At 69.6% G+C, this 12,130-nt stretch carries 9 protein-coding genes and 4 tRNA genes; all 13 read left to right on the forward strand.

Annotation, left to right across the window (positions count from 1 at the left end):
* Positions 1–74 precede the first annotated feature (74 nt).
* The 13 genes from HYU53_00795 (at position 75) to HYU53_00855 (ending at position 11,993) form a co-directional block, all read left to right on the forward strand.
* The gene (locus tag HYU53_00795; protein MBI2219730.1) at positions 75–1,289 is read left to right on the forward strand and encodes an alanine racemase; all 1,215 of its coding nucleotides are present in this window, start codon (positions 75–77) and stop codon (positions 1,287–1,289) included.
* Positions 1,289–2,677 (forward strand): DNA repair protein RadA, encoded by a 1,389-nt coding sequence (radA, locus tag HYU53_00800; protein ID MBI2219731.1) that lies wholly within the window; start codon positions 1,289–1,291, stop codon positions 2,675–2,677. Before HYU53_00795 ends, radA begins: the two co-directional genes overlap by 1 nt.
* 44 nt (positions 2,678–2,721) lie before the next feature.
* On the forward strand, positions 2,722–3,795 hold the full coding sequence (locus HYU53_00805; protein ID MBI2219732.1) for a PIN domain nuclease: 1,074 nt from the start codon (positions 2,722–2,724) through the stop codon (positions 3,793–3,795).
* A complete protein-coding gene (locus tag HYU53_00810; GenBank protein ID MBI2219733.1) occupies positions 3,792–4,535 on the forward strand; it encodes a 1-acyl-sn-glycerol-3-phosphate acyltransferase in 744 nt (247 codons plus the stop codon). The genes HYU53_00805 and HYU53_00810 overlap by 4 nt, the downstream gene beginning before the upstream one ends.
* A gap of 122 nt (positions 4,536–4,657) precedes the next feature.
* Positions 4,658–6,994 carry a PAS domain S-box protein gene (locus HYU53_00815; protein ID MBI2219734.1) on the forward strand — a complete coding sequence of 779 codons (2,337 nt, stop codon included), beginning with the start codon at positions 4,658–4,660 and terminating at the stop codon, positions 6,992–6,994.
* Between the two features lie 41 nt (positions 6,995–7,035).
* Positions 7,036–7,686: a hypothetical protein gene (locus tag HYU53_00820; GenBank protein MBI2219735.1), complete on the forward strand. Its 651-nt coding sequence runs from the start codon at positions 7,036–7,038 to the stop codon at positions 7,684–7,686.
* Positions 7,687–7,737: 51 nt separating this feature from the next.
* Positions 7,738–8,928, forward strand: a complete 1,191-nt coding sequence (ispD, locus tag HYU53_00825) for a 2-C-methyl-D-erythritol 4-phosphate cytidylyltransferase (protein MBI2219736.1) — start codon at positions 7,738–7,740, stop codon at positions 8,926–8,928.
* Positions 8,929–8,955: 27 nt separating this feature from the next.
* On the forward strand, positions 8,956–10,473 hold the full coding sequence (locus tag HYU53_00830) for a glutamate--tRNA ligase (protein ID MBI2219737.1): 1,518 nt from the start codon (positions 8,956–8,958) through the stop codon (positions 10,471–10,473).
* On the forward strand, positions 10,470–11,186 hold the full coding sequence (gene rlmB / locus HYU53_00835) for a 23S rRNA (guanosine(2251)-2'-O)-methyltransferase RlmB (protein ID MBI2219738.1): 717 nt from the start codon (positions 10,470–10,472) through the stop codon (positions 11,184–11,186). Before HYU53_00830 ends, rlmB begins: the two co-directional genes overlap by 4 nt.
* A gap of 54 nt (positions 11,187–11,240) precedes the next feature.
* Positions 11,241–11,317, forward strand: a tRNA-Thr gene (locus tag HYU53_00840).
* A gap of 150 nt (positions 11,318–11,467) precedes the next feature.
* Positions 11,468–11,554: transfer RNA gene (locus tag HYU53_00845), tRNA-Tyr, on the forward strand.
* A gap of 166 nt (positions 11,555–11,720) precedes the next feature.
* Positions 11,721–11,795 (forward strand) — tRNA-Gly (locus HYU53_00850).
* Positions 11,796–11,917: 122 nt separating this feature from the next.
* Positions 11,918–11,993 (forward strand) — tRNA-Thr (locus tag HYU53_00855).
* Positions 11,994–12,130 lie beyond the last annotated feature (137 nt).

The raw sequence follows: 12,130 nt of genomic DNA on the forward strand, positions 1-12,130 counted from the left end.
CGTGTTCCCGAAAAGTGGGACAGTCACACTTTTCGCGCGTGTGTATCGAAAAGTGTGACTGTCCCACTTTTCGTATGATCCGTCCGACTGTCGCCCGCGTCGACCTCGGCGCCCTCCAGTCCAACCTCCGCGCGGTTCGCGCGCTCGTTGACGAGCCGCACCAGGGCACGCGGCCCCGCATCATCGCCGTCGTCAAGGCCAACGCCTACGGCCACGGCGCGGCGCGCGTCGGCCGCGCGCTCGAGGAGGCCGGCGCCGACCTGCTCGCGTGCGCGGACATCGAAGAAGGCGTGCTCCTGCGCCAGGCGGGCGTCCGGATACCAGTGCTCGTATTCGGCGCGCTGAGCGTCTCGGATCCCGCCGGCATGTTCGAGCACCAGCTCACGCCGACCGTCTCGACGCCAGGCGCCGCGCGCGCGTTGCAGGCCGCCGCCAGCGCGCGGCACACGACGCTGCGGTGTCACCTCAAGATCGATACCGGCATGAACCGCCTCGGCTTTCGCCACGACAACCTGCGGCGAACGCTTCCGGCCGTGTTGTCCAGCCCGAATCTGCGTTTCGACGCGATCTACACGCACTTCGCGACCGCCGACGACATGGAGTCGCCCGCGATGGAAGACCAGCGCACGCGGTTCGAGGCGGCGTGTCAGACGGTCGCAGAGCTGATCGGCGGGCCTGAAAGGCCCGCCCCACAGATGCAGCGTCACGCCGCCAACAGCGCGGCGTGGCATTTTCAGCGTCACGCCGCCAACAGCGCGGCGGGGCATTTTCAGCGTCACGCCGCCAACAGCGCGGCGTTCCTTCGCGACTCGCGCACCTGGTACGACTTCGTGCGCCCGGGGTTGATCCTGTACGGCGTTGTGCCCCCTCCGATGTGGTCGACGCTGGACGTGCGTCCCGTCCTGAGCCTCACGAGCCGGGTTGTGGCCGTCAAAGGGGTGCGCCCGGGCGAGGGGGTCGGCTACGGGCTGCGCCACGCGGAGAGGCGGGCGCGGACGATCGCCGTCATCCCCGCCGGATACGCGGACGGACTGGACACGCGGCTGTCAGGCCGATTCTTCGTCCTCGTGCGCGGCCGCCGGGCGCCGATCGTGGGCTCGGTCTGCATGGACATGCTCACCATCGACGTCACCGACATCGAAGGCGTCACGCCGGGCGACGATGCCGTCTTCATAGGCGCGCAGGGGAACGAACGGCTCGACGTCCGCGAGATGGCGGCCGCGATCGGCACGATCCCGTACGAGATCCTCTGCCGCATCGGGACGAGGATCGAGCGAGTGTACGCGTGATGAAACCACCCAAAACCGTCTTCGTCTGCCAGGAGTGCGGCGCGCAGTCGCAGAAGTGGCTGGGGCGCTGCAGCGACTGCGGCGCGTGGAACTCGCTCGTCGAAGAGCGCACCGCGCCGGCGGCCGAAGCCGCGGCCTCCGGCGCCCGCTACGCGCTTGCCGCCACCGGCGGCGGCGCGCGCAAGTACGACGAGGTCGACGCGATGACCGCCGAGCGGCTCCCGAGCGGCATCGACGAGTTCGACCGCGTGCTCGGCGGCGGCCTCGTCCCCGGCTCCCTCGTCCTCATCGGCGGCGAGCCCGGCATCGGCAAGTCCACCCTCCTGCTCCAGGCGGCCGCCCTCTTCGCGCGCAACGTCGGTCCGGTGCTCTACGCGTCGGGCGAGGAGTCGGAGCACCAGATCAAATCGCGCGGCGATCGGCTGGGTGTCGGCGGCGCGCCGCTGTACCTCCTGGCGGAAACGTGCCTCGAGCGCATCCTCGAACAAGTCGCGCGTCTCCGCCCATCGCTCCTCATCGTCGATTCCATCCAGACGGTGTTCTCCCTCAAGTTCCAGTCGGCGCCCGGCAGCATCGGGCAGGTGCGCGAGGCGGCCACGCAGTTCCTGTTCGCCGCGAAGGGGCAGAACATCCCGACCTTTCTTGTCGGCCACGTGACGAAGGACGGCGCGCTCGCCGGCCCCAAGGCGCTCGAGCACATCGTGGACACCGTCCTCTATTTCGAAGGGGAGCGCCACCACTCGCACCGCGTCATCCGCGCCATCAAGAACCGCTTCGGCGCGATCAGCGAGCTCGGGGTGTTCGAGATGACCGGCGCGGGCCTGCGCCCCGTCCCGAACCCCTCGGCGCTGTTCCTGGCCGAGCGCCCCGCCAACGCCCCCGGCTCCGCCGTCGTGTGCTGCATCGAAGGCTCGCGGCCGATCCTCGTCGAGGTGCAGGCGCTCGTCAGCACCAGCAGCTATGGCAACGCCCGGCGCATGGCGAACGGCATCGATCAGAGCCGGCTGTCGCTGCTCCTCGCCGTCCTCGAGAAGCGCGCGGGCCTCAACCTGTCGGCCGACGACGTGTTCGTCAACGTGGCGGGCGGGATGACCGTCAGCGAGCCGGCCGCGGACCTCGGCGTGCTGGCCGCCGTCGCCTCCAGCCTGCGCAATCGGCCGATCCGCCCGGCGACCGCCGTCTTCGGGGAGGTGGGACTGGCCGGCGAGGTGCGCGGCACGCCGCAGGCGATGCTGCGGGCCAAGGAGGCTGCCCAGATGGGGTTCGGCCGGCTGGTTCTGCCCGAGAGCAACTGCCACCCGTCCGACCCGCTTGCCGGGGACCAGCGCTTTGAGCTGGTCGGCGTGAAATCTGTATCGGAAGCGCTCGACGAGCTGATTGCATGGTAAAAAGGGCCATGGTCTGGTCCTTGCTGGCCCGGGCACTTTTCATAATGGCCGTCGCGTATGCCGCGGCCCTTCTTCATCCGCTCAACGCGCCGATGCCGGCCAACGTGGCGTTCGGCGCCGCTCTCGCGGTGATTGTCGTCGCCGCCGAATGGGCCATGCGGCAGGTGTCGATTACCAACCTGCTCGGCGCCCTCCTCGGCGGCGCGATCGGGCTCGGAATCGCCAAGACGATTGGCGCGGCCATGTACTGGGCCGACCACGCCGATCCGCGCGTGCGGTTCCTCGACAGCTTCGTCCTGCTGGTCTTGCCCTACTGGGGCCTCATCCTCGGCGGCCGCCGGGGAGAGTGGCTGCACCCGAGCCGGCTGATCGGGTTGTTCCGCGAGGCTGCGCCGCAGAAGCGGTACAAGATCCTCGACACCAGCGTCATCATCGACGGCCGCATCGCAGACATCTGCGAGGCCGGCTTCCTCGATGGCACGATCGTCATCCCGCAGTTCGTCCTGAAGGAGCTGCAGCTGATTGCCGACTCCGCCGACTCGCTGAAGCGGAACCGCGGGCGCCGGGGCCTCGACATCCTGCAGAAGATCCAGAAAATGGCCGGGCTCGACGTGATGATCTCGGACGCGGACTTTCCCGAGGTGCGCGAGGTCGACCTGAAGCTGATCGAACTCGGCCGGACGACGCAGGGGAAGATCGTGACCAACGACTTCAACCTGAACAAGGTCGCCCAGCTGCGCGGCGTCGCCGTGCTGAACATCAACGAGCTGGCCAACGCGTTGAAGCCGGTCGTGCTGCCCGGCGAGTTCATGAAGGTGTTCATCCTCAAGGAAGGCAAGGAATACAACCAGGGGGTCGCCTACCTTGACGACGGCACGATGGTCGTCGTGGACAACGCGCGCAAGATGATCAGCAAGACGATCGACATCGTCGTCACCAGCGTGCTGCAGACGACGGCCGGCAAGATGATTTTCGGCCGGTACATCGAAGCGGTGCCCCCCTCGCAGACGCCGGGCCCGGGGCAGGGGCAGCCGGCGGCCGGCGCGCCGGTTTCGCCAGCCTCGGTCGCGACCGCCGCGGCGCCGCCGGTTGGCGGCACGCCGCCGCGCCCGCGTTGATTCCTCCCTACCACTGGTGGCGGACGGTCTTCTTCCTGATCCCCGCCATCAGCGTCTACACGATCGTGCTCGGCACCGTGTCGCTGGCCTCGGCGCTCGCCGACGCGGCGATCGGGCGTGCGAACCCGCGGTGGCGGCGGGGGCGCATCGCGCACGGCTGCGCGCGCGCGTGGTCGCGGCTGATCCTGGTGACGACGGGCGTGCGCGTGACGCTTGGCGAGCGCGCCGCGCTCGATCCGCACGCGAGCTACATCTTCGCCTCCAATCACCAGAGCATCTACGACATCCCGATCGTGTTCGCCTCGCTGCCGCGACAGCTTCGCATCATCGCGAAGGCGTCGCTCGGTCATGTTCCGTTTCTCGGCTGGCACCTGAAATGGACGGGGCACCTGCTCGTCGATCGCGAGCGGCCGGGACCGGCCGTCCTGAAGAAAATGGCGCGGCTGGTGGCCGACGGCGCATCGCTCATCGTGTTTCCCGAGGGCACGAGGAGCCGTGACGGCGTCGTCGCGCCGTTCAAGGGCGGCCTGTTCCTGCTGGCGATCGACGCGGGGATGCCGATTGTCCCGGTGAGCATCGCGCACAGCCGTCACGTGATGCTGAAGGGGCGGCTCATGACGTGTCCGGGCGGCGTGACGCTCACCGTCCACGAACCGATCCCCACCGCGGGTCTGCAGCGGGGCGACGCCCGTGCCCTGGCCGAGCGCGTGCGGGAGATCGTGGTGACGGAAGCGGCCTGAGGCGCCCTCGCCGGCCGACGGAAACCCGGCAGCGGCCAGCCGCCGAACGGGGAGCCGCGCCCGGAAGTCACTGACGACCAACGAGTAAGATCCGCGGCAGCCGTGTTGCTGCCTGTCGTCCTGTGGTCCCCCGGGCCCGGCGTTCGGCCGTTCCGGTCCCTGCCTCCACGGACGCGTCGCTCATCGACGCGATCGTGCACGGCAGCCAGGAAGCCATCTACGTCCTCGATCCCGACGACGATTTCCGGCTCATTTTCGTCAACGACGCCACGTGCCGGCACTTCGGCCGCACGCGGGAAGAGCTGCTGCGCCTTTCTCCCGCGGACTGGGATCCGACGCTCACGCGCGAGCGCGTCAGGGCGTGCTGGGAGTCGCGCACGAGCGAACCGGTGGTGCTCGAAAGCGTTCACCGGCGCGCGGACGGCAGCCTCGTGCCCGTCGAGATCTTCGCGAGCGTGCTGCGGTACCAGGGCAGGGACCTCGTGCTCGGATCGATCCGGGACATCACCGCGCGCAAGCGCATCGAGCAATCGCTGCGCGAGAGCGAGGAGCGATACCGCGACCTGGTCGAGCACAGCGAAGATCTGATCTGCACGCACGATCTCGAGGGGCGCCTGCTGTCGGTCAACCGGAAGGCCGCGGACATGCTCGGTCACCCCGTGGAACGGCTGCTCACGATGCGGCTGATCGACGTCATCGAGCCTGAGTCGCGCGGCGCCCTCCCCGTGTATTTGCAGCGCATCCGCGAGCACGGGAACGCCAGCGGCATCATGCGCGTGATCACCGCGTCGGGTGAACGGCGGATCTGGGAATACCGGAACACGCTCAAGCGCGACGGTGTCGCCGAACCGATCGTGCGCGGCATGGCGCACGACGTGACGGCGTACCGCGCCACGCTCGCGGCGCTGCACGAAAGCGAGGAGCGTCTCCGGATCCTCGTCGAGCAGGCCGCTGACGGGATCGTCGTCGTGGACGAGCGTGGCACGGTGGTCGAAGCGAACACGAGCTTCGCGCGGATGCTCGGCTGCGAGCCGCTCGATGTCCTCGCGCTGCACATCAGCGACTGGGACGCGCGCTACCCGTCGCCCGGCGCCGCATCGCCGGTTGGGGTGACGTTGCCCGATGTGGCGGGGACGGCTGAAGTGCCGATCCGCCGGCGGGACGGCACGACGTTCGACGCGGAGATCAGTCATACGCCGACCCTCTGGGCCGGCCAGCGGCTGCTGTTCTACGTGTGCCGGGACATCACCGAGCGGCGGCGTTCCGAGTCGGAGCGCGCGAAGCTGCAGGCCCAGCTCGTGCAGGCGCAGAAGATGGAATCGGTCGGGCGGCTGGCGGGAGGCGTCGCGCACGATTTCAACAACATGCTCTCGGTGATCCTCGGGTTCACCGAGATGGCACTCGCCTCGATCGATCCGGCGGATCACCTTCACGCGCAGATACAGGAGATCCGGCAGGCGGCGCAGCGCTCGTCGGACCTGACGCGGCAGCTGCTGACCTTTTCACGGCAGCAGACGGTCGCTCCGCGCGTGCTCGATCTGAACGAGACCGTTTCCGGCGCGCTCAAGATGCTCCGGCGCCTGATTGGCGAGGACATCCAGTTGACGTGGTCGCCGGCCGGGGGGCTGTGGGCCGTCAACATCGATCCGGCGCAGGTGGACCAGCTGCTGCTGAACCTCGCGGTGAACGCGAGAGACGCGATCGGCGGTGTGGGGACGATCACGATCGCCACCGGAAATGCCACCGTCGATGCCGGCCGGGCCGTCCCCTCCGGTCTCGCGCCCGGCGACTACGTGACGCTCACGATCCACGACGACGGGGGCGGCATGACACCCGAGGTGATCGATCACCTCTTCGAGCCGTTCTTCACGACCAAGCCCGTGGGCCAGGGCACCGGGCTGGGACTGGCCACCGCGTACGGCATCGTCAAGCAGAACAGCGGGTTCATCGACGTGTCGAGCGAGCAGGGCCGTGGCGCCACCTTCACCATCTACCTGCCGCGCGTGAACCGGCCGTCGCAGGAGGGATCGGCGCAGGAGAGCGTGACCGAGAGCGTGACGAAGCGGCCGTCGCGTGACGAAGGGCGCGGCCGGACGGTGCTGCTCGTCGAGGATGAGGCCGCGATTCTCCGGCTGGGTCGCGCGATGCTCGAGGGCCTCGGCTACACCGTGCTCGCCGCCCCCACACCCGCCGAGGGGCTGCGCATCGCGGCATCGCACCCGGGCACGATCGACCTGCTCATCACGGACGTCGTGATGCCCGGCATGAACGGGCTGGAGCTGGCCGGGCAACTCGCCGCGGCGCGGCCGGAAGTGCGGTGCCTCTTCATGTCCGGCTACACCGCCGACGTCATCGGGCACCGCGGCATCCTGAACGAAGGCGTGCGGTACTTGCAGAAGCCGTTCTCGCGACTCGAGCTGGCCGCGAAAGTCCGGGAGACGCTCGGCGACGCCACCTGACCGGTCGGCCGGGGCTTCCGCGTCCAGAGTAGAATCGCCCGGTGAACATCACCATCGCGCCGCCCCTCGACCGCATCATCACGCTCGCGGTGCTCGGCCTCGACGACCTCCACGTACAGGAGCACGACAAGGAACTGGACCAGCCGCTCGCGGAGGCGGCGGCGAAGCTGCGCCTCGGCGCCGACGTCGAGCCGCACCTCGCGGCCACGCGATCGATGTACCGCAAAGTGGGGATCGATCCCACGAAGACGCGCCCGTCATCCGAGGCGCTGTTGCGGCGGGTCAAGAAAGGGGACGGGCTGCCGCGGATCAACACGCTGGTGGACATCTGCAACTGGTGTTCGGCCGAGTTCCAGCTCCCGTACGGCCTCTACGACCGCGAGCGCATCCAGGGCGATGTCCAGCTGCGGCCGGGTGGCGAGGGCGAAGAGTACGCCGGGATTCGCAAGGACGTGGTGCACCTCGAGGGACGCCCGACGCTTGCCGACGCCGCCGGCGCGTTCGGCAACCCCACGTCCGATTCCGCCCGCACCATGGTGACCGCCTCGACGCTCAGGGCGCTGCTCGTCATCTTCGTCCCGCGCGAAGTGCCCCGGACCGCGATCGAGCGGGTGATTGACACCACGGCCGAGCGCGCCCTCCGCTTCGCGCACGGCGCCGAGATCTTCCGCCGGATCATCACGGCGTCGTAATCGCGTTCGCCGCCGGCGATCGCCACGGTATAATCAATCTTTTTCCCAGAGATGTACGTCGTTGCCATCATCGCCGCCGCGGGAGAGGGACGCCGCTTCGGAGCGGCGGTGCCGAAGCAGTTCGCCCGGGTGGGCGGCCGGACGCTGCTCGAGCGCAGCGTGGCCGCGTTTGCGCGCTGCGATCGCGTCAACGAGATTATCGTCGCCGGGCCCGCCGGGGCGGGGCCGGAGTTGATGGCCGGCCTCGAGGGGTGCGCGGGCGGGAAGACGTTGCGCGCCGTGGCCGGAGGCGCCCGGCGCCAGGACTCGGTGGCGAACGCGTTCGATGCGACGCCGCCGCATGCCGACGTCGTGGTGGTGCACGACGCGGCGCGCGCGTTGGTCACCGAGGATCTGATCTCGCGGACGATCGACGCCGCCGCCGCCGAAGGGGCGGCGATTGCGGCGATGCCGTCGCGCGACACGGTGAAGCGCGTCGGGCGCGGCGACCTGGCGAGCGCGATCGTCCGCGAGACGATCCCGCGCGACGAGATCTACCTCGCGCAGACGCCGCAGGCGTTCCGGCGCGCGGTGCTCGCCGATGCCGTCCGCCTCGGGCGGTCCGGCGCGGACGCGACCGACGAGGCGATGCTCGCCGAGCAGGCGGGTCATCCGGTCCGGATCGTCGAGAGCGACGAGACGAATCTCAAGGTGACGACGCAGAAGGACCTCGCGGTGGCGGAGGCCATTGTCAAGGCCGGCGGGCCGGGACCGAAGGCCGAACGAGTCCGTGTGGGGATTGGGTACGACCTGCACCGGCTCGTGGAAGGGCGGCCGCTGATTCTCGGCGGTGTTCGCATCCCCTTCGAGCGCGGGCCCCACGGCCACTCGGACGGCGACGCGGTGTGCCACGCGTTGACCGACGCCGTGTTGGGCGCCGTCGCGGCTGGGGATATCGGGCGGCACTTTCCGGACACCGACCCCCGCTGGAAGGACGCCGACAGCGTCTTCATGCTGCGGGCCGCCGTGGAGATCGCGCGCGAGGCGGGTTTTACCGTCGAGAGCGCGGACGCGATCGTGATCCTGGAGCGGCCGAAGCTCGCGCCGCACGTCGAGGCGATCGCCGCGAAGATCGCGGAGGCGCTGGGCACTCCGGCCGCGCGCGTGAGCATCAAGGGCAAGACGAACGAAGGCGTGGACGCGGTTGGCCGCGGAGAAGCGGTGGCCGTGCACGCCCTTGTGGTGCTGCGTGCTGAGTGCTAGGCGCGACGTGCTGTCCAGAGACCTGAAATGAGAGTCCGTTTCGCCCCGAGTCCCACCGGCCACCTGCACGTCGGCAACGCGCGCACCGCGCTGTTCAACTGGCTGCTCGCGCGCGGCAAGGGGGGCACGTTCATCCTGCGCATCGAGGACACCGACGCGGAGCGATCCACGCGCGAGTCGGAGCTCGGCATCATCGACGACCTCAGGTGGCTGGGCCTCGAATGGGATGAGGGGCCGGACGTGCAGGGGGAGCACGGGCCGTACCGGCAGTCCGAGCGGCTGCACCTCTACGCGTCGTACGCGAAGGAGCTGGTGGCCACCGGCCAGGCGTACTACTGTTTCTGCTCGGCGACGCGGCTCGAGGCCGAGCGGCAGGCCGCGCTCGCCGCCGGCCGGCCGCCCCGCTACTCCCTCCGCTGCCGCTCGATCCCGCCCGGCGAGGCGCTCGCGCGCGTCGAGTCGGGCGCGTCGGCCGTCGTCCGCTTCAAGGTGCCGGAAGCGGGCGAGGTGGCGTTCCGCGACCTCGTGCGCGGCGACGTCCGGTTCAACGTCGAGGTCATTGGCGATCCGGTGCTCGTGCGCTCCGACGGCCGGCCCGCGTATAACTTCGCCGTCGTCGTCGATGATGCGCTGATGGAGGTGACGCACGTGATCCGCGGCGAGGATCACATCTCCAACACGCCGCGGCAGCTGCTGCTGTATCGCGCGCTCGGGTTCAAGCCGCCGCTGTTCGCGCACCTGGCGCTCGTGATGGGGCCGGACCACACGCCGCTCTCCAAACGCCACGGCGCCACGTCGGTGGCCGAGTTCCGCGAGAAGGGCTACCTGCCGGGGGCGCTGGTGAACTACCTGGCGCTCATCGGATGGTCGCCGGGCGAGAACGAGGAGCTGCTGCCCGTGCGCGAGCTGGCGCGGCGGTTTTCACTCGAGGCGGTGGGGCACAGCGCCGGCGTGTTCGACGAGGAGAAGCTCGCCTGGGTCAACCGGCACTACATGAAGCTGGCCGATCCGCTGCGCATCGGCGCCGAGGCGATGCGCTACTTCCAGCGGCTCGGGTTCGTGCGGCGATCGAGTCCCGCGGCGCTCGACTATCTGGCGTCGCTGCTCCCGATGGCGGCCGGGTCTGTCGACCGGCTGAACGAGATCCCGGCGCGCGTGAGGTTCGTGTTCGACTTCGACGCCACCGCCGCGCTCGGCCGCGAAGACGTGCGCAGCGTGCTGGACGAGCCCGGGGCGCGCGCGGTGATCGAGGCGCTTGCCGCCGAAGTCGCGACGCGCGGCCGGATGCTCGACAAGGACGCATTCCGCGCGATGGCCGCGAAGGTCCGCGAGCGCACGGGCCAGAAAGGCAGGGCGCTGTTCCACCCGATCCGCGTGGTCCTCACCGGCGAGCCCGCCGGCCCGGAGCTGGATCTGGCCGTGCCCGCGATCGAACGCGGCGCGCTGCTCGCGCCCGACGCCGGACTGAAGCCGATCCTCGGCTGCCGGGAGCGCGCGGAAATCTTTGCCTCAGCGGCGCGCGAAATCGGGGCGAACAAGGGGTGATCGTCTACGGCATCAACCCGGTACGCGAGGCGCTGAGGCGCGGGCGCGTCTCGCGCCTGATGGTGCTGCAGGGGCACACCCTCGGCGGCCGCGTGCAGGCGATCGTCGACGCGGCGCGCGGGGCGGGCGTGCGCGTCGAGCGGGTCGAGCGCCCCGCGCTGGATCGCGCCGCCCGGCACGGGGTGCACCAGGGCGTCGCGGCTGTGATCGACGAGCCCGAGACGCGGTCGATCGCCGATCTGGTGAACGGGGCGAAGGGGGCGCCGCTCCTGGTCGTCCTCGACGGCATCGAAGACCCGCAGAACCTGGGCGCGCTCCTCCGCGTGGCCGACGCCGCCGGCGTCGATGGCCTCGTCCGGCAGACCCGGCACGCCGCGCCGCTCGGCGGAGCGACGGCCAAGGCCTCGGCCGGCGCCGTGGCCCACGTGAAGATCGCGGACGTGGTGAACGTGGCGCGCGCCATCGAGGAGCTGAAGGGGGCGAATGTCTGGACCGTCGGCCTCGACGCCGATGCATCGCAGACGTATGACAGCCTCGACTTCCGGCAGCCCACCGCGATCGTGCTGGGGGCGGAGGGCACCGGGCTCCGGCGGCTGGTGAAGGAAAGCTGCGATCTGCTGGCAGCCATCCCCATGCGGGGCAAGGTGGGGAGCCTCAACGTGGCGACGGCCGCCGCCGTCGTCCTCTTCGAGGCGGTCCGGCAAAGGCGTTAGCCTGCTGGACTTGCGCCAATGGCACATTACGTGCTACAAATGTTGTTTTGTCTGGCTGGCGTAGCTCAGTCCGGTAGAGCAGCTGATTTGTAATCAGCCGGTCGGGGGTTCAAATCCCTTCGCCAGCTCCATGGCACTGAGGCGCTCGGCCGTAAACCGGGCATTTTCCCACAGGTTAGCGCGGGCAGCGATTAATCCAGACAGCGAAGCGGGGGAGACCGGACGAGGGCGCGCGGCACCGCCGCGCGTCGCGAACGCGTCCCCGCGGGACGCACGGGTTCGGCGAGGTAGCAAAGCGGTCAAATGCAGCAGACTGTAAATCTGTCGCCCCAGCGGCTTCGAAGGTTCGAATCCTTCCCTCGCCACCAGACTTTGCCCGCTGACTTCGATGACGGGCTTCGTCTGGGCAAGCCATGTGATTTGGTGACGTGGGCGGGCTTGCCCCGCTGAAGCGCAGGAGCGCGCAGCGGTCGCGCGAAGAGACAGGCGGGCTTGCCCCGCCGAAGCGCAGGAGCGCGCAGCGGTCGCGCGAAGGCGGGAGTAACTCAGTGGTAGAGTCACAGCCTTCCAAGCTGTTGGTCGCGGGTTCGATCCCCGTCTCCCGCTCCAGCCTTCGCTCACCGACTTACGCCGGTGAGCTTCGGCTGGGCAAAGCCGTCTGGGGATAGCGATGCAGGCCGCGGCCGACTTGTCTGGCCGTAGCGCGACTCGCGGAAAGTGGGAGCGCGGAGGCCGATGTAGCTCAGTTGGCAGAGCGCGTCCTTGGTAAGGACGAGGTCACCGGTTCGATCCCGGTCATCGGCTCCAGCCTTCGCTCACGCTTGCGAAAGGCAAACGTGAGTTGGGGCCGCCGGCCCGAAGGCCGGCGGCGACACAGACGGCCGGCACGTGTAGACGCCGGCCTTTAGGCCGGCGGAGACGAGAGAGATGGCGAAGGAAAAATT

This window comes from Acidobacteriota bacterium (genome assembly GCA_016184105.1).
Lineage (GTDB): Bacteria > Acidobacteriota > Vicinamibacteria > Vicinamibacterales > 2-12-FULL-66-21 > JACPDI01.